The sequence below is a fragment of the Chryseobacterium gambrini genome (genome assembly GCF_900156825.1).
GTDB classification, from domain to species: Bacteria; Bacteroidota; Bacteroidia; order Flavobacteriales; family Weeksellaceae; genus Chryseobacterium; species Chryseobacterium gambrini.
Genome location: NZ_FTOV01000001.1, coordinates 263,707 through 285,687 on the forward strand (window position 1 = coordinate 263,707; position 21,981 = coordinate 285,687).

The 21,981-nt window shown below is 37.6% G+C and carries 18 protein-coding genes; 9 read left to right on the plus strand and 9 right to left on the minus strand.

Annotated features, from left to right (window positions below):
- Window positions 1-129: 129 nt before the first annotated feature.
- The 7 genes from BW951_RS23310 to BW951_RS01275 form a co-directional block, all read right to left on the minus strand.
- Window positions 130-570 (minus strand): hypothetical protein, encoded by a 441-nt coding sequence (locus BW951_RS23310; protein WP_477099922.1) that lies wholly within the window; start codon window positions 568-570, stop codon window positions 130-132.
- A complete protein-coding gene (locus tag BW951_RS23315; RefSeq protein ID WP_477099923.1) occupies window positions 491-1,012 on the minus strand; it encodes an ORF6N domain-containing protein in 522 nt (173 codons plus the stop codon). Before BW951_RS23315 ends, BW951_RS23310 begins: the two co-directional genes overlap by 80 nt.
- Window positions 1,002-3,095, minus strand: a complete 2,094-nt coding sequence (locus BW951_RS01255; RefSeq protein WP_076390116.1) for a type IA DNA topoisomerase — start codon at window positions 3,093-3,095, stop codon at window positions 1,002-1,004. The genes BW951_RS23315 and BW951_RS01255 overlap by 11 nt, the downstream gene beginning before the upstream one ends.
- 6 nt (window positions 3,096-3,101) lie before the next feature.
- Window positions 3,102-4,562, minus strand: a complete 1,461-nt coding sequence (locus BW951_RS01260) for a DUF3945 domain-containing protein (RefSeq protein WP_076390117.1) — start codon at window positions 4,560-4,562, stop codon at window positions 3,102-3,104.
- An 85-nt stretch (window positions 4,563-4,647) separates the two neighbouring features.
- Window positions 4,648-4,956 carry a helix-turn-helix domain-containing protein gene (locus BW951_RS01265; protein WP_002978404.1) on the minus strand — a complete coding sequence of 103 codons (309 nt, stop codon included), beginning with the start codon at window positions 4,954-4,956 and terminating at the stop codon, window positions 4,648-4,650.
- A 12-nt stretch (window positions 4,957-4,968) separates the two neighbouring features.
- Window positions 4,969-5,322 (minus strand): helix-turn-helix domain-containing protein, encoded by a 354-nt coding sequence (locus BW951_RS01270; protein ID WP_024566644.1) that lies wholly within the window; start codon window positions 5,320-5,322, stop codon window positions 4,969-4,971.
- Between the two features lie 248 nt (window positions 5,323-5,570).
- On the minus strand, window positions 5,571-6,416 hold the full coding sequence (locus BW951_RS01275) for an RteC domain-containing protein (protein ID WP_076390118.1): 846 nt from the start codon (window positions 6,414-6,416) through the stop codon (window positions 5,571-5,573).
- 372 nt (window positions 6,417-6,788) lie between these two features.
- Here BW951_RS01275 and BW951_RS01280 point away from each other — a divergent pair, with 372 nt between their 5' ends.
- The 7 genes from BW951_RS01280 to BW951_RS01315 all read left to right on the plus strand — a co-directional run bounded on the left by BW951_RS01280 (window position 6,789) and on the right by BW951_RS01315 (window position 16,143).
- A complete protein-coding gene (locus BW951_RS01280; RefSeq protein ID WP_076390119.1) occupies window positions 6,789-7,220 on the plus strand; it encodes a hypothetical protein in 432 nt (143 codons plus the stop codon).
- Window positions 7,221-7,276: 56 nt separating this feature from the next.
- On the plus strand, window positions 7,277-8,458 hold the full coding sequence (locus BW951_RS01285) for an acetyl-CoA C-acyltransferase (protein ID WP_076390120.1): 1,182 nt from the start codon (window positions 7,277-7,279) through the stop codon (window positions 8,456-8,458).
- A gap of 446 nt (window positions 8,459-8,904) precedes the next feature.
- On the plus strand, window positions 8,905-10,434 hold the full coding sequence (locus BW951_RS01295) for an MFS transporter (protein ID WP_076390122.1): 1,530 nt from the start codon (window positions 8,905-8,907) through the stop codon (window positions 10,432-10,434).
- 195 nt (window positions 10,435-10,629) lie between these two features.
- A complete protein-coding gene (locus tag BW951_RS01300; RefSeq protein ID WP_076390123.1) occupies window positions 10,630-12,801 on the plus strand; it encodes a T9SS type A sorting domain-containing protein in 2,172 nt (723 codons plus the stop codon).
- Window positions 12,802-13,036: 235 nt separating this feature from the next.
- Window positions 13,037-13,963: a mevalonate kinase family protein gene (locus tag BW951_RS01305; RefSeq protein ID WP_076390124.1), complete on the plus strand. Its 927-nt coding sequence runs from the start codon at window positions 13,037-13,039 to the stop codon at window positions 13,961-13,963.
- Between the two features lie 12 nt (window positions 13,964-13,975).
- Window positions 13,976-14,905, plus strand: coding sequence for a UbiA family prenyltransferase (locus tag BW951_RS01310; RefSeq protein WP_076390125.1), 930 nt, complete (start codon window positions 13,976-13,978; stop codon window positions 14,903-14,905).
- 65 nt (window positions 14,906-14,970) lie between these two features.
- The gene (locus BW951_RS01315) at window positions 14,971-16,143 is read left to right on the plus strand and encodes a proline dehydrogenase family protein (RefSeq protein ID WP_076390126.1); all 1,173 of its coding nucleotides are present in this window, start codon (window positions 14,971-14,973) and stop codon (window positions 16,141-16,143) included.
- Window positions 16,144-16,274: 131 nt separating this feature from the next.
- Here BW951_RS01315 and BW951_RS01320 read toward each other — a convergent pair whose 3' ends face one another.
- Window positions 16,275-16,820, minus strand: a complete 546-nt coding sequence (locus BW951_RS01320; RefSeq protein WP_076390127.1) for a helix-turn-helix transcriptional regulator — start codon at window positions 16,818-16,820, stop codon at window positions 16,275-16,277.
- Between the two features lie 824 nt (window positions 16,821-17,644).
- Between BW951_RS01320 and BW951_RS01325 the strand changes: the two genes are divergently transcribed.
- Window positions 17,645-18,754, plus strand: coding sequence for a M14 family zinc carboxypeptidase (locus BW951_RS01325; RefSeq protein WP_076390128.1), 1,110 nt, complete (start codon window positions 17,645-17,647; stop codon window positions 18,752-18,754).
- A 110-nt stretch (window positions 18,755-18,864) separates the two neighbouring features.
- Here BW951_RS01325 and BW951_RS01330 read toward each other — a convergent pair whose 3' ends face one another.
- Entirely contained in the window at window positions 18,865-19,371 is a 507-nt protein-coding gene (locus BW951_RS01330) for a DUF4920 domain-containing protein (RefSeq protein ID WP_076390129.1), read from the minus strand.
- A 738-nt stretch (window positions 19,372-20,109) separates the two neighbouring features.
- Between BW951_RS01330 and BW951_RS01335 the strand changes: the two genes are divergently transcribed.
- A complete protein-coding gene (locus BW951_RS01335; protein WP_076390130.1) occupies window positions 20,110-21,525 on the plus strand; it encodes an APC family permease in 1,416 nt (471 codons plus the stop codon).
- Window positions 21,526-21,981: the final 456 nt, after the last annotated feature.

The window sequence follows — 21,981 nt, forward strand, 5'->3', positions numbered from 1 at the left end:
AATTTTGCTCGAAACCTAAAATTATAGCAGCAGGTAAGCCCCTCAAAAGAAGTGGCAGGGTTTAGCTTTGAGAGGCAGGATTTGACGTCATGGGCAATAAAAAAACCTCTGAAAGTTCAGAGGCTCGTGCTATGGGTTGTTTAAGATTTGAAGCATCCTACCAACTTCAATATCCATTCTCGAAAAAGCAAACCATTTTTTGCCCAGGTCTTTAAGTGTAGACCCAATGTGGTAAAGCTCTGTACCATCAATGATTAAAAAGCGATCCTGGGCATCGGAGAAAACCTCAATTTCAATCGGAGGATATTGGCTGTTGTACCGTTGTACATCTACCCTTAGCTGATTGCTGATATTTTTGGTATAGATGGTTGCAGTTACATAGGCATTCCGTTTTCCCAATAAGGTCAGTACCGTATCGTCCACATAATTATCCAAAAGAATAATGGAGGTTTTGGCAATTCGGATAATATCGGAAACAATGGCATAGGCATCAAAAACCTGCCCGTTGTAGAAGATACATTTTTTCGCTGTGGAGCTTATCGCTTTCCAAAGCCTTAAAAATCTCTTCAAATTTTTGGTCGGCTTCTAATTGCTTTAATTCAATATTATCCAAACGATGAAACAAAGAAGCGTTGCTAATGAGCATACGCCGCATTTCTACAAAGGCTTCCATTATTTCCACACTCATTCTAACGGCTATATCTGAACGGAGTATGGCAGATGCCATTGCAACGCCTTGTTCGGTAAAAACATAGGGCAAATAACGTCTGCCGCCGTAATTTAAACTTGAGGTTCCAATTTGGAACCTCAAGTTTTCAACTTCCTCTTCGGTCAGTTGAAAGCAGAATGATACAGGAAAACGCTCAATATTTCTTTTTACGGCTTTGTTCAGGTTCTTTGTTTCCACCTGATATAAGGCGGCGAGGTCGCTATCCAACATTACCTGTTTGCCCCGAATGGTATAAATCAGGTTCCTGATTTTTTTGGGTACGATTGACGGTTTATTTTCCATTGCGTTTACTGCTTTTGTTTTTCTCAAACTCAAAGGAACTTTCAGCGTTTTCTTTCAGAATGATGTAAGCATCGAATTTCTTTCCGGCTTTGCTTGTCATCCCTTTGATTAAGGAAGTTTTGCCTTTATTGACAAGGCTTGTTATGTTTTCGATACTGATTCGCACACCGCAGACGGTGCGGAACTGTACCCAGTTACAAGCCTCATCAGGGCATTTCACAATTTTATCACGAATGACGAGTTGCTGACTTTTACATTTCGGGCAGGTCAGTTTCGGCTGATTGGTACTTGCAATAGAAGTTTGCAACAATTCATCGGTAATGGATTTGGCATAGGTTTCCATTTCCTTTTGGAACGTTCCGGCATCTGCTTCGTTATTCTCGATTTTCTGCAATGCCAATTCCCATTCGGCGGTCATTGCCACATCCGCAATCTTGCGTTCTTTGACCAACTCATAAACCTGCAATCCTTTTTCGGTAGGGATTAAAGAGCGTTTATCCCGTAGGATATAATTACGGGTAAGCAGGGTTTCAATAATGCCGGCTCTTGTTGCAGGAGTACCAATACCGATATTTTTGAGGGCTTTGCGCTCTTCTTCGTTCTCAATTTCTTTCCCTGCGGTTTCCATAGCCGACAAAAGCCCGGCTTCGGTGTAAAGCACTGGCGGTTTGATCTGCTTTTCCAAAACGGCAGCTTCCTTTATGGCAAGTTCGTCGCCTTTATGCAATTCAGGTAATTCCTGCTCTGGCTCTTCGCCATCGTCTGTAAAACTTCCTTTGATGGAACGCCAACCCGCTTCCTGAATTTTACAGCCTTTTGCCGTAAAGTCGTAATGCAATACCTGTAACGATACATCGGTTATTTCTTTGACACAGGCTTGCGATATGGCTTCGAGCAACCGAAGCGCAATCATATTGTATATCTTGTTTTCGTCTGCGTTTAGTACCGACGGCACTTTATCTGTAATCAACAAACCGTGATGGTCCGTTACACGGAGGTCATTCACGATACGTTTGTTGAACCTTCCCCATTTAATTTTGGTAAGTGCTTGCTTGCAATCCTCACGGTTCTGCAATGCCCGCACAAGGTTTGGAATTTCTGCCCACATATCTTCAGGAATGTATTTGCTTCCGGTACGTGGGTACGTAATAAACTTCTTTTCGTACAGGCTTTGTGCGATATTAAGCGTTGCTTCAGCAGATAATTTCAGCCTTTTATTGGCTTCCTTTTGCAAGCCAGTCAGGTCGAAAAGCAAGGGCGGTTGTTCCGTAACACTTTTGGTTTCTACCGAAGTAACGGTTGCCATTGCGCCACGCTGAATAGCTTTAAGGGTATCATCGGCAAGCTGCTTTTCGTCCCATTTGATTGCGGAAATACTTTTGAAATCAACCTGTGCTTTGTTGTGCGATAATTGTATCTGCCAGTATTTCTTTACCGTGAAATTCTTATTATCGAGGTAGCGTTTACATATCAAAGCCAGTGTGGGCGTTTGCACTCTTCCGAGCGAATAGATACCGTTGCCTGCGGCAATGCTCAATGCCTGTGTAGCATTGATGCCTACAAGCCAGTCGGCACGGCTTCTGCCTTGCGCTGCCTGATACAGTCCGTCAAATGCTGCCCCGTCTTTTAGGTTGTTGAAGCCTTGCTTTATTGCCTTTTCGGTAAGCGAACTTATCCAAAGGCGTTCAAAAGGTTTGTTGCATTTCAGGTATTCATAAATGTACCTGAAAATGAGTTCGCCCTCACGACCTGCATCGGTAGCAACGATGATGCTGTTGCTTTGCTTAAAAAGCTGCTCAATGACTTTCAGTTGCTTTAATGCGCCAGTATCGGCGGTGTACCCTTTGTCTTTTTTGACCTTGCGGACGGTCAATAAAAACGGGTTGGGCAATATCGGCAGGGATGCTTTATCAAATCCCGAAATGCCGTAATCTTCGGGCATTCCCAGTCCTATTAAATGACCGAATGCCCACGTAACAAAATAGCCGTTACCTGTCAGGTAGCCATCCTTTTTATCGGATGCTCCCACAAGTCCGGCTATTTCCCTTGCTACGCTTGGTTTTTCTGCAATGATTGTTTTCATACTGTATTACATTTTTCTGCCTTTGGATTTTGCAGGCTTGTTATCCTGTTGCTCCTGCTGCTTCTCGTTTTTCGGTCTTTGCTGCCCGGACTTCAAAGGCTCTTGGACGTTCTTGGTCGCTTCGTTGGTTTTACCCTCCGAATTGACGGCAGTTTGTGTTTTATGAGTTTCGGCAGGTTCTACCCGTGCTTTGTACTGACCGGGAAACTCAAAATTGGTCTTTCCGGTATCTTTGTCGAACGTGATATAACCCTTATACGGTTGGTCTTTTTTGTCTTTCAGTTCAACGTATATGGTTTGTCCGGCTTTGAACTTGTTGTACTGCTCATCATCCAGTTCTTTGCCCCTGAAAGTTCTTGGAGCTTCTTGCGGTTGGCTTTGCTGATTGCTTTGTTGGGTATTCTGTTGGTTCGTTTGCGCCTGCTGATTGTTGTTGCTTCTGTCAAACAGGAACTCAACATACCGTTTGTCCGCATTGAATTGTACAGTTGCCGAAAACTCCGTTCCTTTCGAGGAAATCATACCCTCTAAATAGAGCGGTTTGCCCTCCATCAGCGTTTGTTTTTGTTCGTCATTCAGCTTTACGCCCTTAATTTCATCGGGAATTTTTATAAACTCCGTGCGCAGTGCAACCACGTCATTGGTCAGCCTGTCAATACTTATAATGGACGGCATCAGGTCGCCTGTTTTGGAGTTTACCAAATTGACGACACGCCCCATATTACCCGTTTCGAGCAGGTTTTTCTTGTCTTCGTCCGTAAACTTGTGACCGAAAAATTCAAAGTGGAGGTTAGGTTCTCTTTTGATACCGTGTATTGCCACGATAACATTGCCGTCTTCCGCTTGCTGTAAAGACAGGCGGGCATCCGTGCGGAGGATCGAGCCCCCGAGGTTGATACCTATCGGTAAAAGCTCATTGGTTTTATAACCTCGTAACAAAGGGTCGAGCAGGTTCCTTTTTTCAAGATACTCTTTGCTCAATCCGAGGTTTTTCATTGTATCCCAATCAATCTGCTCCGGCTTGTAGCGATATTCGCTTGTTTCCGTTGTTGTTTGTGCTGTTGCCATATTATTTTGATTTTCTTGTTTTTTATCGGGTTGGGGTTCTGCTTTCACTTCGTGTTCTTTCAGCACTTTTTCGCCCTGTGGAGTGGGCTTATCTACGTGCTTTTGTAATTCCTCTGCTTTTTCAGCAGCAACCGAGGCAGGCACTTTGAAGAAAGTAAAGTTTGTAGGGTTCTTTAACTGGCTGAAAAAATTGGAAAAGAAGTTGGAAAAGAAATCACCGCTTTTATCCACACGCATAAACTGGTTTTGATTTTTCTTCGTGGGGTCAACGGTTTCCATTTTCCCGTTTTCGTCTATACTCTTTACTGCCTGGATTTTCATTTTCTCTTTATCCAGTACGAGTAAGATGTCCGAAAGCTGTTCGGGCATTTCCTGTTTATTAGTTGTTTCTTCGCTCATAATCTGAAAATTTCAAAATTTCACGATCGAATGTAAAGGAAGCCTTCACTGATTTGCTTTATGTGGCACTCAAAGGCAGCGTTTGTCACTTATTGGCATCCAGTTTAGGTAACGGAGGGTTAAAACTTTCCCTGATGAACTGATGCACATCGGATAGCTTGTAATACAGTTTTCCGCTAATGGTATAATAAGGGAGCTTACCTATGGAGCGATACCGTTGCAGGGAACGGTTACTGATTTTCAGCATTTGCAATAAATCCTGATTATCCAGTAACTCTTCGCCGTCTATGCTGTTGCGCTTCTTTTGTAAATCGTCTATGTGATTGCCAAGAATGTCCAGCCTATCCATTATGCGTTCCATCCACGCCACAAATTCCATTTTGTCGATATTCATACGGGTACGCTTTTAATTATTACCTGATTTCAGCTTTCTGCCTTTTTCGATATAGCTTTTGCCTTTCGCCATAAGCTGCTCTACATATTCATCGGTGGTCTGCACAGCGTTAGCGTTGAGCATTTCCTTGATAGCACCAATCGTATAGTAATACTGCCCGTACATTTTTGAAAAGGCTATCTGCCCATTGGTGCGCATACGCCACAATGTTTTTTCGCTGATGTGGAGATACTGGCAGACTTCGTGATTGTTGAGCCACAAACTATCGTAGCTTGTATCTTCCAGTTTGAGGATATATTCGCTAATGGCTTTCAACCGCTCATTGAGGTGCTTCCACACTTCTTCGTCAACTGTTATAATATTCATTGCACTGCTGTTTAATGTTCACAGGGCAAAATTCAGAAGTGTGGCAGTGTTTGTCTGCCAATGCTTACCCATTGGTTTGGCACTTTTTTGATTTTTTTTTGCAATGAGGAAAATCCTTGTTTAATAAGGGTTTTAGCGTGTTTCAGTTATTTTGTTGTAGCTTTTTGCCAACTTTTGCCAATTGGCAGATATGGACAAAAAAAGCAGTACACAAAATGTACTGCTTTGAAACACTTTTGCTGTTACGGCTAAAGGTCTTTATCCATATACTCTTCGAGGGAAATTTTGAGTTGGTCTAAAAACGCCGTCCGGGAGCCTGCCCTTGTTTTCATTCGGTGGAAAGAATGGTGTATATCGTTCAAGGGCGTTCGGAATAAGATTTGAAAAATCAGAGCTAATTTTCTGATGCCTATTTTACCGTATGCAATAGAATTGGAAGCATACAGGGCGTAAATCAATTCTATCAGTGCATTTTGTGAATTAGTCCACGAAATGTCTTTGCTTGCATCCCCGTTCATTAAAATGGTATCGGGATTTTTTTCAGGATTGATTTTGGTAAGCAAAAAAGTATAGAGTAATTCATTGGCTATAATGTGGGCAACTTTGTTATCGTAGTAGCTTGAAAAGCTAAGGTCAATTTCAAATACGGCACTCTTTAAACCATCGTGGTAATTGACTTTTCCGAGCCTGAAATAACTGTGGTCACGGTCTGTTCTGCCTGCACGATAGTACCTGTAAAAATCCTCATTGGATATGCTTTCCTTGTATTCGGATTTCAGAATTTTCAGTTGGTTTTCAAAATAACTTTGGTGTATTCTCCCTGCACTTACGGGGCAGGTAGTTTCAATGCGGAATACCTTATTGTAATAAATAAGTTTTCCTAAAATCTGCGGTTTGATATTCTTGAAAAAATTGATTTCCTGCCGTTCGTCCTTAAATCCGGTCTGCAAGACTTTCATCTTTATAGTAAACAGCATTTCCTTTAAGAATAAGGTCATTTGGTAAGCCTCATCCGCAGTTTGCATCATTTGAGAAGATAGCATATCTTCCTGACGCTGAATTTCCGATAATATTTTGTTCAACACGATTTCCATAGCTTAGTCTGTTAAAAGTTATCACTACTTGTTTCGGAACCACATTTTAATTGATATACCAAAACTTGGAAATAATATGTAAACCATTATCACATTGTGTCCCCATATTGGGAAAGATTTATTTCCAATTACGCTTTTTGATGTATATTGGAAAAGCAGAAAAAGGGTCAAGTACACTACGACTTAACCCTTTTTTTATTAAATTTGCAATAATGATTTACAAGGTAATCAGATGAAAGCGAGTGCAGTAAGCACCATTACTAAATCGTTACCGATAGCACTTTCGGTTCTTGTAAACTACTCTTTATTAGCCACTTTGGGCTATATTAATCTTTTTGGTTAAAAATAATAAAGTAAAAGCATAATTCACGTATGAATTTTTTAAAAATATTTTCGATCGGAGTATTTTTTCTTGGTGCATCTTACGCGAATGCACAGACGAAAGAAACAGCAAAAAAGAAACCTGTTGATAACCCTCCAAAATGTGCCAACATCAAAGAAGGTAAATTTTTCAGAATGAATTATCCGCCCAATCTTTGGTACATGACCATAAAAGATAATATACAGACCGAATATTATAACGACGGTAAAGATTTTATAAAATTATCCATGGTTTTTGTAGGAGACTGCGATTATAAATTAGTCGTTGTTGAAAAAAGCGAAAAAGAACATCCTATAAAAATAGGAGATGTCTTAAGCAATAAAGTTCTTGCTACGCAGGATGATTATCTGAAAATTCAGTCGAAATTCGAGAACGATACCTACGATTTTGTGCTGATAAAAGCGAAAGAAAACAAAAAATAAACAGACGAATCATCCGGTTCGGCTTCAACTAAACGTAAAAAATAGAATTATAAAAAATGAAAGAAGTATTCATCGTTTCCGCAGTAAGAACTCCGATGGGAAGTTTTTTGGGAAGTTTATCAGCAGTTCCTGCAACTAAACTGGGAGCAGTTGCTGTAAAAGGAGCATTAGACAAAATCGGTTTGGATCCTAAACAGGTTCAGGAAATCTACATGGGGAACGTTCTACAGGCGGGAGAAGGACAGGCTCCGGCGCGTCAGGTTGCTTTAGGAGCGGGACTTTCTAACGAAACGCCTTCTACTACGGTAAATAAAGTTTGTGCATCCGGAATGAAAGCGGTTTCTATGGCGGCACAGGCAATTAAAGCAGGAGATGCAGAAGTAATTGTTGCAGGAGGTATGGAAAACATGTCTTCAGTTCCTCATTACTATAACGCAAGAAATGCGGCAAAGTTGGGCGATGTAAAAATGCAGGACGGAATGGTTCTGGACGGACTTACAGACGTTTACAACAAAGTTCATATGGGAGTTTGTGCTGAAAAATGTGCAACAGATTACAGCATTTCAAGAGAAGAACAGGATAATTTCGCCATAGAATCTTACAAAAGAGCGGCAAAAGCTTGGTCTGAAGGTAAATTCGCTGATGAGGTTGTTCCTGTGGAAATTCCTCAGAGAAAAGGAGATCCAATCGTTTTTGCAGAAGATGAAGAATATAAAGCCGTAAATTTCGACAGAATTCCTACACTTCCTACAGTTTTCAAAAAAGAAGAAGGAACGGTAACGGCAGCAAACGCTTCTACACTAAACGACGGAGCTTCTGCTTTAATCCTTGTTTCTAAAGAAAAAATGGAGGAACTGGGACTTAAGCCTTTGGCAAAAATCGTTTCTTACGCAGATGCAGCACAGGCTCCTGAAGATTTTACAACAGCACCTTCAAAAGCTTTACCCATTGCGCTTAAAAAAGCAGGTTTAGAGCTTACAGACATCGATTTCTTCGAATTCAATGAAGCTTTCTCTGTTGTAGGTTTGGCAAACAACAAAATCTTAGGATTGGATGCTTCTAAAGTAAACGTGAACGGTGGAGCTGTGGCAATTGGTCACCCTCTTGGAAGTTCAGGATCAAGAATCATTGTTACTCTCATTAACGTTTTGAAGCAGAATAACGGTAAATACGGTGCCGCTGCAATCTGTAACGGAGGTGGCGGTGCTTCTGCAATCGTTATCGAAAATATTCAATAATCATTGATATTGATACATTCAGAATCCGGAAGTTTTACTTTCGGATTTTTTTTTGGAGCTTTTTCCCGCTTTCCGCACTCGCTATTTTGGGATTCGGCGGCGGCAAAAGCCGCCGCCGAATCCCAAAATGAGCTCAGACAAAGCTGCAATCGGGGCTACAACTACAGACATCTACAGAAATTAACGGTAAAATTCATTTGAAAGTTAAAAAACTTTTAAAAATCAAACTCAATCAAAAAAATACAATGCCTAATTGATGTAGAACGTTTTTTGGTCCGAAAAATATTCAGACACAACAGGAACCATTTCGGATAAATTGCGCATGAGGAAAAACCATTTTATACACTCCAACTTTAACGGAATAATAAAATTTCCTCCAAACAAAATAAAAACCTCCGAATATTCAGCGGTTTTGCTATTTTTGTGTTTATTAATATTTATTTGAAATGTCTGAAATTGAGAATCTGCAAACTCAAAATATAAAGAATAATCCAAAGATCATGAAAGCCTGGGCGGTTTATGACTGGGCAAACTCCGTTTATTCTTTGGTAATTACCTCTACTATTTTCCCTATTTACTATTCTATTCTTACCACAGCGTACGAAAAAAAAGAATATGTGGCGGCAACAAAATCCTGGATTGATGTCCCTGTAAGACACATGATTAAGATCTTCGGAAAAGAATATCAACCCGATGCCGTGTACGGATATTCCTTAACGATTTCCTTCTTTATAGTAGTTTTGTTATCTCCGTTTCTATCCTCTTTGGCAGATACAATCGGGAACAAAAAATCCTTCCTGCAGTTTTTCTGCTATTTAGGCGCTACATCCTGTATGGGATTGGCAATGTTTACCGGAATGCACAACGTATTCTTGGGATTACTCTTCAGCATTACCGCAAGTGTCGGATTTTGGGGAAGTCTGGTGTTTTACAACTCCTTTTTACCGGATATTGCGACAAGAGAGAAACAGGATGCACTTTCCGCAAAAGGATATGTTTACGGATATATCGGCTCGGTAGTTTTGGTGATCATCTGTTTGCTTTTAATTCAGGTTTTTGCAAAAGGCGCTGCACAACAGTTGCTTTTCACAAGAATCAGCTTTTTATTAACAGGAGCTTGGTGGTTCGGTTTTTCTCAGTATACCTTCAAACATTTGCCTCAGTTCGGTGATGTGAAAGAAAAGCTTCCGAAAGACTTAGTCCTTTTAAACTATAAAAACATCTTCAAAAGACATAAAGAACAGGGTGGATTCTTCGAAGTTTTAAAAGACAATTTAAGCTTCTATAAAGATATCGCTAAAGAAAGCTTTCATGAATTATTTAAAGTAGGAAAAGGTCTTTTCAAAGATAGAAACCTGAAATTTTTCCTTTCCAGCTTCTTTTTTTACAGCGTAGGAATGCAGACCATTTTCCTGATGGCAACCCTGTTTGGGAAAAGTGAGATCAATCTTCCTCAGGATAAACTGATCGGAACACTCTTGGTCATTCAGATTGAAGCCATCATCGGAGCCGTAATATTCTCAAGATTATCCAGAAAAATCGGAAACAAAAATGTCATCACCATTGCTATTATTCTTTGGATCGTTGCCTGCATCTGGGCATATTTCCTTAACAAAGAAAATCCTACAGTAGAGTATCAGTTTTATGGCGTAGCTGCTGTGGTTGGTTTGGTAATGGGAGGACTTCAGGCAATGTCCAGATCTACCTATTCCAAACTTTTACCGGAAAACTCAATGGAAAACACAACGTTTTTCAGTTTTTATGATGTTCTGGAAAAAATTGCCATCATTGTGGGAACATTTGTTTTTGCTTTATTTATCGACAAATACGATTCTTTAAGAGCCATTTTTGCTAAAATTGATGTTACGCTGCCTTCTGCTTCAGGAATGAGGTTTGCAGCATTTTCAATGGCATTGTTTTTCTTTGTAGGATTAATTTTAATACGATTTTTGAAGCTCAATACCCAGAAAAAATAATTGAAATTATATTTTTAAAAAACTTAAGGCGCTGATAAAGCGTCTTTTTTATTTTATCATCATGAGAAATTATATATTTTATGGTATAATTAAATTTTTCATTACTTTTAACAATTAAAAAATGTGAAAATATTATTATTTATTCACTGTGTTTTGATTTTTTTTGTTTATTTGCAAATCTAATAAGTCGTTAAAATGATTAAGAAATTTCTAACTCTCTGTATTTTGCAGTCTGCGGTTTTTGGCTTCTCCCAAAACATGAGACCTGTAGCCCAAAAAGTCTCGCAATACCACACCCAAAAGAAGGACTTTGAAAAGTTCGATTTATTCACCATCAACAAAAATTCAGAAAAACTTGCCGAATACAAAAGAGCGGCAACCGATATTTCTGTGCTGAATATCGATTCTAAACAGCTCAAAAAGTTAGTACACGAAAAACCTGAATATCTTGAAATTTCTTTTCCTTTCAATGAGAAGGTAATTACTTTGGAATTGTATAAAAATCAGATATTTACAAACGATTTTAAAGTGACTACCAACAAGGGCGAAATCGTAGATTATACACCCGGAGCGTATTATCAGGGAATTGTAAAAGGAGACAATCAATCCGTGGTCGCGTTCAGTTTTTTTGAAGATGATGTGGTAGGAGTAGCTTCCACCCCCGAACTGGGAAATGTAATTCTCGGAAAAGTTAAAAATTCTACAGACTTTGTAAGCTATTCAGATTCAAAACTTACAGGATTAAATCCTTTTGTCTGCGGCGTGGATGAATTAACGGATAATCACAACCAAAAAATATCTTTCGATCCGGATGCAAAGAAAACAACAGGAAAGGTCATGACGCAAAACTGTGTAAGAATTTATTACGAAGTTTGCTACACACCTTACACAAACAACGGATCTAATACAACAACTACAGCGAATTGGCTAACCGCAATTCATAACAATATCTCAACGCTTTACAGCAATGATGATATCAAAATCGCTTTAAACGAAATTTATGTGTGGACAACGGCAGATCCTTACACCGGAACACCAAATGCAAATCTGGCAAGTTTCAGAACCAACCGACAGACTTTTAACGGAGATCTGGCTCATTTGGTCAATCAGCCTTCTACAACAAGTGTAGCTTACATCAATTCTCTTTGTACAACAAGCAGACACGCGTATTCCGGAGCTTCACAGACTTACAATAATGTTCCTGTCTATTCCTGGACCATCGAAGCGATGACTCACGAAATGGGGCACAGTTTAGGTTCGCCTCACACTCATGCATGTGCGTGGAACGGAAATTCAACAGCAATCGATGGTTGCGGAACGCAGGCTGGTTATCCTGAAGGAACCTGCGCCACAGGACCCATTCCTTCTTCTACAGTGAAAGGAACCATCATGAGTTACTGTCACTTAGTTTCAGGAGTAGGAATTAATTTTGCAAACGGTTTCGGTCCTCAACCGGCTGCTTTGATCAGAAATACAGTGGAATCCAAACCTTGTTTAGGAATGAATTGTACAACAGCATGTTCTACAACGGTGACTTCACTTTCTGTTTCCAACATTACACAGATTTCAGCAAACGCAGCATTTACCGATGCCACATCTGCTTCCTGGAAATACAGACTGACGAAATATGACGGAACGGTTGTTTCCAGCGGAACGACTTCCACACAATCTTTAAGCATGGCAAATCTTCAGCCCGCAACCTATTATCTTTTATCAGTAGGAACAGATTGTTCTGCGGGTTACCAGAGAACGCAGATGTTTTTAACAGATGGAGACTGGTGCGACGGAGCGCAGTTTACAGACACAGGAGGAACAACTTCCAACTACGGAGACAGCCAGACTATTGTGAAAACTTTTTACCCAAGTTCAGGAGCTTTAACGATGAATTTTACAGAATTCGGTCTTGAGCAGGATTATGATTTTATGTATATTTATAACGGTCCTTCTACAAGTTCTCCTTTGTTTGCGAATGGAAATGGTTTAACGGGAACTGCTTTACCCGGAACATTTACTTCTACCCATCCTTCCGGTGCAATTACGGTAAGATTCGTGTCTGATCCTGCAGTGAATGACATTGGCTGGAAAGCAAACTTCTCCTGTGCGGTTTTGGCGGTGGAAGATGTTAATACGAAAGACAATACTGTCAATATTTATCCTAATCCGGCAAGAAACATCATTACAATTTCTTCAAAAGATGCTTTAAAATCATTCAAGATTTATGATGAAGCAGGAAGATTAATAAAATCTGAATCTTCATTAAAAGGTAATAAACATGACGTTACTATTTCTTCCATGCAGACAGGAAATTACGTAGTGACGGTAGAAACAGAAAAACAGAAAATTACCAAAAAGCTGATTAAGCAGTAATTTTAAGCTCCTTCATTCTTTAATAATAAACTGCAGACAGACAGTTTTAAACATAATGTAAAAAAGCCTGATTTTTTCAGGCTTTTTTTGTATATTTATAGTAATAGGAATCCTGATTTTAGATTTAATTAAAATTTAAGAATATTTTGCTGTTAAAATTTGTTAGAATTCGGCGCGGGATTTGCTTATATTCACTAGAATAGTATTAAATTTGCAAAAAAATTTATTTAAATAAATGACAAACCCATTATTTTACGCAAAAATTCTTTTGTTCGGAGAATACGGAATCATAGAAGATTCCCAAGGTTTGACATTACCTTATAGTTTCTATAAAGGTACCCTCAAGTTCTCTTCACTGGATTCCGAATTTGAAAAAAAATCCAATGATCATCTTAAAAAATACGCAGATTATCTGCAGAATTTAGCACTTCCTGAAACTTTTGAGCTTAATGTTTCAAAGTTTAAAGAAGAAATTTCTGAAGGATTATTCTTCGACAGCAATATTCCTCAGGGATATGGAGTAGGAAGTTCCGGTGCTTTGGTTGCCGCAATTTTCGAAAGATATTCTGTTTCCAAGCATGAGCCTGAAAATATTTCAAAAGATGAACTGAAAAGTCTTCGAACAGTTTTTGGCTTAATGGAAAGCTATTTCCACGGAAAAAGCTCAGGAATTGATCCTCTGATCTGCTATATGAATCTTCCGATTCTTATCGAAAGCAAAGAAAGTGTAGATAAAGTTGCCATTCCGGAAAGCGAAGCCGGAAAAGGGGCAATATTTTTAATCGATTCAGGAATGACTGGCGAAACAGGACCGATGGTTCAGATTTTTTTTGAAAAGATGAAGACCGAAGGTTTCAGAAAAACCCTGAAAGAAGAATTTATCCGTTACAACAATGCTTGTATCGATGCATTCCTTAAAAAAGATATGAACCCGTTTTTCAGAAATCTGAAAAAGCTTTCTCATTGGGCGTATGAACATTTCCGTCCGATGATTCCCGAAAGTTTATTTAATGTCTGGAAAAAAGGACTGGATTCCAATGCATATTATTTAAAACTCTGCGGAAGCGGCGGCGGCGGTTATATTTTAGGTTTCACCAAAGATTACGAAAAAGCAGAAAAAATGCTTGATGGCTTCCATAAAGAAGTGATTTACAGATTCTAAAAATTGTTGTGAATGAATTCTGAAAAAGAAACTTTCCAACAGAGAAATTATATTCAAAAATCTTTTTTTTACAGATTTTCACAATTTGTGGGCTTTCTTTTGGGAGCTCGCTTTTTTGTTGCCGTTCTGCTGATTTTTGCCCTCTATGTTTCCACATTTTTCCTCTTTAATCAGGATGAAAATTTCAGAAAATTCGTATTCGATTTTAAAGTTCACGGGATTATTTTCTGTACGGTTCTTACGATTCTTGCCGGAGGAATTATCAACCAGTTTTACGATTTCGAAAAAGATCATGTTGTAAAGCCTTTCAGAACGAGGATTCAGAGCTTCATTAAGCAGAAATATTTTCTCTATGCTTACCTCGTTTTAAGCGTAATTTCTTTGGGAGTTGCATGGATGATTTCGCATAATGTTTTTGCGTTTTTTGTAGTTTATCAGTTCTTTATGTGGTTTTACAGCCATAAACTCAGCCGGATTTTAATATTAAACAATCTCACTTTTGTAAGCCTTACGTTGTATCCCTTTTTCGGAATGATGGTGTATTATGAAACCTTTTCGAAGAAAGTTTTACTCATGGCGGTTTTTCTTTTTCTGATTCTTTTATGCATTGATATTGTAAAAGATACTTTAACAAAAAGCGTTGATAAAGCGTTTGGATACACAACAATTCCCAATTATTTTAAAAGCAGGAATACCAAAACAATTATCGTTTCTCTGCTCATCATTACCATGGCAGTATCCATGAAGCTGATCATGAAAACAGGAATTGCAGGATTCATGGCGTATTATTTTACTGCCGGATTATTTATTTTCATCCTTTGTGTTTACCTTATTTTAAATCATACAAGAAAAAGCAATTTCGTCACGCTTAATATTCTCAGAATTTGGGTTTTTATTGGGATAATCGCAATGCTTCTCAACGGGCTGGAAGGTAAATTATAAAAAATTTTCTTTATAAAACCTGATCCTTTTATTACCTTTGCAGAACCTTAAATTAATAAAAAGTAATGCCCATTTTTAACGATACTAAAGTCGCATTTGCGGATAAATCCGATGCACAGTTAAGAAAAGCGTATTGGATGTTCAAAATGATTGAGCAGCCTTCTCTTACAAAAATTGGAACTTCTGTTCTTAATTTCACCGTTCATAATAGTTTTCCTTTCGTTACCGGAATTGTAAAAAACACTTTGTTTGAGCAGTTTTGCGGTGGTGAAACCCGTGAAGAAAGTATGAAGGTAGTGAAACAGCTGTTCAGAAGAGGAGTCGGAAGTATTTTCGATTATTCTATTGAAGGTAAGGAAGACGAAGAAACTTTTGATGCGGTTTGCAAAGAGATCAAAGATATCGTAAGATTTTCTGTAGGAAATCCGGCAATTCCGTTTATCGTTTTTAAACCTACAGCTTTCGGAAGAATTGATCTATACGAGGCTGTCGGAAAAAATGCTGAACTCACAACAAGCCAGAAAGAAGAATGGGATAGAGTGGTAAAAAGGTTTGACGAAGTCTGTAAACTTTGCCACGAACACGACAAAAAAGTAATGGTGGATGCCGAAGAAACCTGGATGCAGGATGCAGCAGACCATCTTTGCGAAGAGATGATGGAGAAATACAATCAGGAAAAACCGATTGTATGGAATACCATTCAGATGTACAGAACCGGAAGATTAGAGTATATGGAAGCGCATCTTCAGCTCGCGAGAGAAAAAGGCTATTTTATCGGGTATAAAATCGTTCGTGGAGCCTATATGGAAAAAGAAAGAGCAAGAGCCGCAGAAAAAGGCTATGCAGATCCTATTCAGCCGACAAAAGATGCTTCCGACAAAAATTACAATGCAGGAATTGATTTCGTTATGAATCATTTAGATAAAGTTTCGGCATTTTTCGGAACCCACAATGAAATTTCTTCAGAGCTTGTCATGGATAAAATGAAAGCTAAAGGACTGGAAAACGGAAATCCTCATATCTATTTCGGGCAGCTTTACGGGATGAGCGACAATATTACGTTCTATCTGTCAGATAAAGGCTATAATGCGGCAAAATACCTTCCTTACGGACCTGTAAAAGACGTTGTCCCATATCTTACCAGAAGAGCGCAGGAAAATACTTCTGTTGCGGGACAAACCGGTCGTGAACTGGGTCTTATCAAAAAGGAACTCGAAAGAAGAAAAGCAAGCAGATAAATTTTAAAGATAAATTTCTAAGCCTTACAATATTTTGTGAGGCTTTTTCATGGCTCAAATTAAACTCAGCTTTTTATAAGTCAGATGGAAATAGGGCAAATTTTTCTTGATAAATTTAATCAGTCATAATTTTAGGGCTCAAAACTTTCAAATTTTCCGCTTTCGTAGAAGATGACAATTCTTTTAATCTTATTTTGCTGATTTTCAATAGCTTGAGCAATAATTTCATCATTACTTTTTTCTAATAGCTGAGAATCCGATATTTTCTCGTGAGCTTTACTTTGATCCGATATAAACGATTCCTGACGATCCATTTTTGGCGGTTCTATTTCTGTTTCTTCACTGCCAAAACTTTCATCATTATTTACCATCGTAAAAAGATCGGGGAGAGAAGTTGTTCTTGGTTTCTCTTCTTCATAGCTTTCTTCTTCCAGTTCAGGAATGTTCGAGTCGGGAAGCTCAGATTTCAGCATTTCACCTTCTCCGGTAATCAGCCAGTCCCAAAGAATTTCAGGAAAGCGCGATTTTATTTTAATGATAAACTCAAGCGACGGCTTATTTCTTCCGGAAGTAATGTGGGAAATAGAAGATCGCTGTACTTCAATCTCATCTGCAAACTCCGAAGAAGAAAGATTAGAATATTCGATAACTTTTGAAATTCTCTCGTTTAGACTCATAAAACCATTCTTAAAACGTGTTACAAATGTAAATAAATAAATTTACAAATGCAAATCAATACAATAAACAAATGTAAACTATGATAAAATACATTTGTAAACCATGTAACTATCTAAAAATAAGTGTTCTATAAAATTAATAAAAGACTAATTCTAAATTTTACAAAAGTTTATCCACAATTAAATTATTAAAATCAATAAAATTTGACTGGAATCGTCGATAACTTATTGATAAGTTATGTTCATATAAATGTCATTATTGATGTAATAAACATAATTTTGTTGCGGTTTAATGCAGTGTATCATCAAATACAGATAATGTACTTAAAATAACAGATAAACGCTTTATAATAGGGTAAAATGAACGTTTTACTTTTGTAAAATACAGCTTTTAAACGCTTTTGGACTGGGTATTGTATTATTTTGATGTAAAATATGGTTATTGATATTTTTTAAGATTTACCAGATTAAATTTCTGAAATTAAAAATAGAAATAATTTAGTAGAAGACTGTATTTTTCGATGATTTACATTTGTATACAGTGTTTTATTCAAAGTTTTCAACAATTGTTTTGTTTAACAAATTTCCTCATATTTCTTTAAAACAAAGACTTTTACTACTTAAAGTAATATTCAAATACTCATTTAATTAAACTTCATAATTTACTGAAATTGAGATATTTAAAATATGAGAATTAAATTATTATCAATCCACAATTTTATCAACAGACATTTTGTCACAACCAATTGTTTAATTATTTCACAAATGTAAAATTTAATTTTTCCATAAAAAAGCCTTAAATTTGACTATTGTAAACTATTTATATGAACTTCGAACAGATCTATTTACAAAATCCAAATTTCCCAAACCGCTATATTTCCCCTGAAAAATTATTTTCTTACCTACAGAACAATCTCAGTGATCATATAAAACAGATCGGAACGTCTTATTTAGAAAAACCTATTTATAAGTTAACAGTCGGAACAGGTAATATTCATGTACTCGCTTGGTCGCAGATGCACGGAAACGAATCGAACGCAACACACGCGATGCTCGATTTGCTCGTGTCTTTAGATAAAGCTCCGGAGTTGAAAGAAAAATTATTCACTAAAATTCAGCTTGATTTTATTTTTATGCTAAATCCCGACGGATCCGAAAAATGGACAAGATTAAATGCAGCCGATATCGATCTGAACAGGGACTTCCATAACGAAGCCAGTAAAGAGATCAAATTCTTAAAAAATACGGTGGCTTCAAAAAAATATGATTATGCTCTGAATCTTCATGAGCAGAGAACAATTTTTACAACAGACGGAATTCATCCGGCAACGTTGTCTTTTTTGGCTCCCTCAGAAAATGTAGAAAGAACCGTAACCGAAAACCGGAAAAAATGCATGGCGGTAATTGCAGAAGTTTATCAGCATCTGAAAGAATTAATCCCGAATCAGATCGGAAGATATTCTGATGAATTTTATCCGACTTCCACAGGCGATAATTTTATAAAAGCAGGAATGCCTACGATTTTATTTGAAGGCGGACATTTTGTAGACGACTACACCAGAAAGGGAACCCGAAAATATTACACGGTTGCTTTGTATTATGCGTTAAAAGCCATTTCAGAATTAAATTCCGAAACAACAGGTTGGGAAACCTATCTCGAAATTCCGGAGAACAGAGAAACACACTATGATATTATTTACAGAAATGTAAAACTGAATACAGATCATGAATGTATTTTAGACGTAGCGGTTCAGTACCGTGAGATCAAAGAAGAAGGAAAAGATGAAATCTCATTCATTCCTTTTGTCATGGAAGTGGGAGATGTGAAAAAGAAAAAAGGCTGGCTCGAAATCGACTGTACCGGAAAGAAATTTGTCTCAGAAACAAAATATCCGAAACTTGATGCAGAAGTGAATTTTACAATAGAAGACTGAAAATAAAAAAAGCGGAACATTGATTCCGCTTTTATTTTATATAAATATACTGTTCATTCAGAAAGGAAGTCTGTACAATTACAGATCCTTTATTTCATTAAAACAGAAAATTAGTTTACCACTTTAATTCCGTTGGCTACAAATCTGATTTCTTCTTTCGGAGTTTTAATCGCATCGATTTCAGACTGAGGCTTTTTAGCATCTTCCGCATAATGTTTCTGCTCGTCTACAGAAGTTATTTTTCTTTCTGCAGTTCCGTCCAGAACAACAGTTTTACCTTTTAAAGCAGTAGGAACAAAGAATGCATAATCCTTCATTTTTACAAAAAACTGAGAGTTATCTTCTGTCTGGATCGTTAACCAACATCCTTTTTTATCGCAAACGTCTGTTACTTTTCCTTTTACGGCAACGTTTTCTACTTTTTTATCTTTTTTAAGCTTTTTGCTCAGCTTATCTACAGAGATTGCTTTAGATTCCACATTTGAAGCAACTCCACCACCGTAAACATCACCTACAAGAGCATTTCCTGCAGGAGGTCCGAATTTTTTTGTTTCCTGTGCAAAAGCTAGAGACGAAGCACTCACGGCTACAGCAAATAATATCGCTTTGAATTTCATTTGAATTATTTTTTTCAAAAGTAATAATAAAATTCTGAACGGCAAACATTAAAAATTTGATAAAAAACAGGTTCAATCTTTCGGAATTTAAATGCATTTTCTTAAGACTAGCTTTGTTTTGTATTTTTAACACGGGGTTCACAAAGATTTGGATCAATTTTGAAGAAATTCCGTTCGCAAGGGCGTTTCACTCAGCAAATGATAGCAAAATTATATTTTGAAAACAATTTTTAGACACCTTAATTTCAATACATTATCACATAAAAAAATTAAATAATCAATTATATATTTTTATCATTTGCTGAGTGAAACGCCCTTGCGAACGGAATTTTTTCAAAGTTTATCCTCACTTTCTTTGTGAACCTTGCGTTAAAACAAATTTTCATTGTAATAATTTAACGCAATGACCACAAGGTTTTTATTAAAAACAACATTAATTATTTTTGGTTCGCAATGGCGTTTCACTCAGCGAATGATAAAAATGCATAAAAGAGTTTTCCAATTTTTTGCGTGCCGATAGTTTATAAAATCAAGGCACTTCAATATTATTTTCAATATAAAATTCTGCTATCATTCGCTGAGTGAAACGCCATTGCGAACCAAAAATAATTAATGTTGTTTTTAATAAAAATCTTGCGGTCATTGCGTTAAATATCAATTTATAGAAAAATCCGGCGAATATTAAATAAAACAGAAAATAATCCTATAATTATTTATATTTGAAATCTACAATCAATTATGCAGAAAAAACTAAAACTTTGGGATGCCATTATGCTGGTAATGGGATCCATGATCGGAAGCGGAATTTTTATTGTTGCCGCAGATATGATGCGGAACCTTGGCTCAGGATTCTGGGTAATCGTGGTTTGGATTATTACGGGAGTCATGACTGTCGCAGCAGCCATCAGTTACGGAGAACTTTCGGCGATGTTTCCAAAAGCAGGAGGACAATACACCTATCTTAAAGAAATTTTCGGGAGAAAAATGGGCTTTTTGTACGGTTGGGGATTGTTTACAGTGATTCAGACCGGAACAATTGCTGCCGTTGCCATGGCTTTCGGGAAATTTACGGCTTATCTCGTTCCCGCTTTAAATGATGCAGCTCCGATTTTCCAGAGTGGCGAATTTAAAATTACATGGATCCAGATTTTAGCAATTGCTACTATCATTTTATTAACTCAGCTCAACACAAGAGGCGTTGAAAGCGGAAAATTATTACAGAATATCTTTACAGGCTCCAAAATCATAGCATTACTGGGACTTATTGCTACAGGATTTATTCTGGTGGATATTTCGCATTTAGCGGATAATTTCAGCTTTGGATATGATGCTTTCAGCAACCTTAAAAAAGACATTTCAGGAAATTTTCTGAAAGAAGGCTGGGAACCCATTGGCGGAATGACTTTACTGGGCGGAATTGCTGCCGCAATGGTAGGCTCCGTTTTCAGTTCGGTAGCGTGGGAAAGTGTAACGTTTGTATCAGGAGAAATTGAAAATCCAAAGAAAAATGTGGTGAAATCCATGATCTACGGAACATCTGCCGTTATGATTTTGTACATCGCTGTCAATTACGTTTATCTGAATGCTTTAGACAGAGATTCCATTGCTTTTGCGGAAAACGACAGGGTAGCGGTGGCTGCTTCAAAATTTATTTTCGGAAATGCAGGAACGGCAATTATTGCGGTTTTGGTGATGATCTCAACTTTCGGATGCAATAACGGACTGATCTTAGCCGGAGCAAGAGTGTTTCAGACGATGGCAAAAGACGGAATGTTTTTCAGACAGGCAGAGCAGAACAACAAAAACAATGTGCCCGCAAATGCACTCTGGATGCAGGGAATCTGGGCTTCCATTTTATGTCTGAGCGGACAGTACGGCAATTTGCTGGATATGATCTCTTTCGTTATTGTTTTATTTTACATGATTACCGTTTTCGGCGTTATTTACCTGAGAATAAAACAGCCGGATCTGGAAAGACCTTACAAAACATGGCTGTATCCGGTGACTCCGATTATTTATTTATTGATCGGGACAGGTTTCTGTATCTTATTGCTCATCTACAAACAGCAGTATACATGGCCCGGTTTTCTCATGGTTTTACTCGGACTTCCCGTGTATTATCTCATTAATATGAATAAAAAACCTGAAAAATAAATTAAAAAGCTGTTCGTCAATCTGGGCAGCTTTTATTTTTTGTTAATCCTAAAGTCAAAAAATTCCCCTCCTTTGGAGGGGTGTCAAAAATTTCAACGAAATTTTTGGCGGGGTGGTTTTAAAGTTCGAATAATTCAAAAAGTATTCAAATCCAAAGAACTCCTCCTTTCTAATATATCCGTCTTGCCAAAATGAAATAATTTTATAAAGCTGTTCTCAAAGTCGGGCAGCTTTCATTTTTTTTTGGAGCTTTTTCCAGCTTTCCATTACAATCTTTTTTTCAAAAAGGATTTTCATTGCAATCTGGGCTAGGATTTTTCTGTGTAATTTCAATTTTTGTCTATTATATCAATCAAAAACAGAAAAGATTAAATCAGAAGTCCCGAAAGATTCCCCTCCTTTGGAGGGGTGGCAAAAATTTCATGAAATTTTTGACGAGGTGGTTTAGAAATTCCG

What these genes read in the sequence shown, in the direction of transcription:
- BW951_RS01335 (WP_076390130.1), top strand. Translation starts at nt 20,110, where the DNA reads ATGCAGAAAAAACTAAAACTTTGGGATGCCATTATGCTGGTAATGGGA.
- BW951_RS01320 (WP_076390127.1), bottom strand. Translation starts at nt 16,820, where the DNA reads ATGAGTCTAAACGAGAGAATTTCAAAAGTTATCGAATATTCTAATCTT.
- BW951_RS01300 (WP_076390123.1), top strand. Translation starts at nt 10,630, where the DNA reads ATGATTAAGAAATTTCTAACTCTCTGTATTTTGCAGTCTGCGGTTTTT.
- BW951_RS01270 (WP_024566644.1), bottom strand. Translation starts at nt 5,322, where the DNA reads ATGAATATTATAACAGTTGACGAAGAAGTGTGGAAGCACCTCAATGAG.
- BW951_RS01330 (WP_076390129.1), bottom strand. Translation starts at nt 19,371, where the DNA reads ATGAAATTCAAAGCGATATTATTTGCTGTAGCCGTGAGTGCTTCGTCT.
- BW951_RS01255 (WP_076390116.1), bottom strand. Translation starts at nt 3,095, where the DNA reads ATGAAAACAATCATTGCAGAAAAACCAAGCGTAGCAAGGGAAATAGCC.
- BW951_RS01295 (WP_076390122.1), top strand. Translation starts at nt 8,905, where the DNA reads ATGTCTGAAATTGAGAATCTGCAAACTCAAAATATAAAGAATAATCCA.
- BW951_RS01275 (WP_076390118.1), bottom strand. Translation starts at nt 6,416, where the DNA reads ATGGAAATCGTGTTGAACAAAATATTATCGGAAATTCAGCGTCAGGAA.
- BW951_RS23315 (WP_477099923.1), bottom strand. Translation starts at nt 1,012, where the DNA reads ATGGAAAATAAACCGTCAATCGTACCCAAAAAAATCAGGAACCTGATT.
- BW951_RS01305 (WP_076390124.1), top strand. Translation starts at nt 13,037, where the DNA reads ATGACAAACCCATTATTTTACGCAAAAATTCTTTTGTTCGGAGAATAC.
- BW951_RS01265 (WP_002978404.1), bottom strand. Translation starts at nt 4,956, where the DNA reads ATGAATATCGACAAAATGGAATTTGTGGCGTGGATGGAACGCATAATG.
- BW951_RS01325 (WP_076390128.1), top strand. Translation starts at nt 17,645, where the DNA reads ATGAACTTCGAACAGATCTATTTACAAAATCCAAATTTCCCAAACCGC.
- BW951_RS01315 (WP_076390126.1), top strand. Translation starts at nt 14,971, where the DNA reads ATGCCCATTTTTAACGATACTAAAGTCGCATTTGCGGATAAATCCGAT.
- BW951_RS01280 (WP_076390119.1), top strand. Translation starts at nt 6,789, where the DNA reads ATGAATTTTTTAAAAATATTTTCGATCGGAGTATTTTTTCTTGGTGCA.
- BW951_RS01285 (WP_076390120.1), top strand. Translation starts at nt 7,277, where the DNA reads ATGAAAGAAGTATTCATCGTTTCCGCAGTAAGAACTCCGATGGGAAGT.
- BW951_RS01310 (WP_076390125.1), top strand. Translation starts at nt 13,976, where the DNA reads ATGAATTCTGAAAAAGAAACTTTCCAACAGAGAAATTATATTCAAAAA.
- BW951_RS01260 (WP_076390117.1), bottom strand. Translation starts at nt 4,562, where the DNA reads ATGAGCGAAGAAACAACTAATAAACAGGAAATGCCCGAACAGCTTTCG.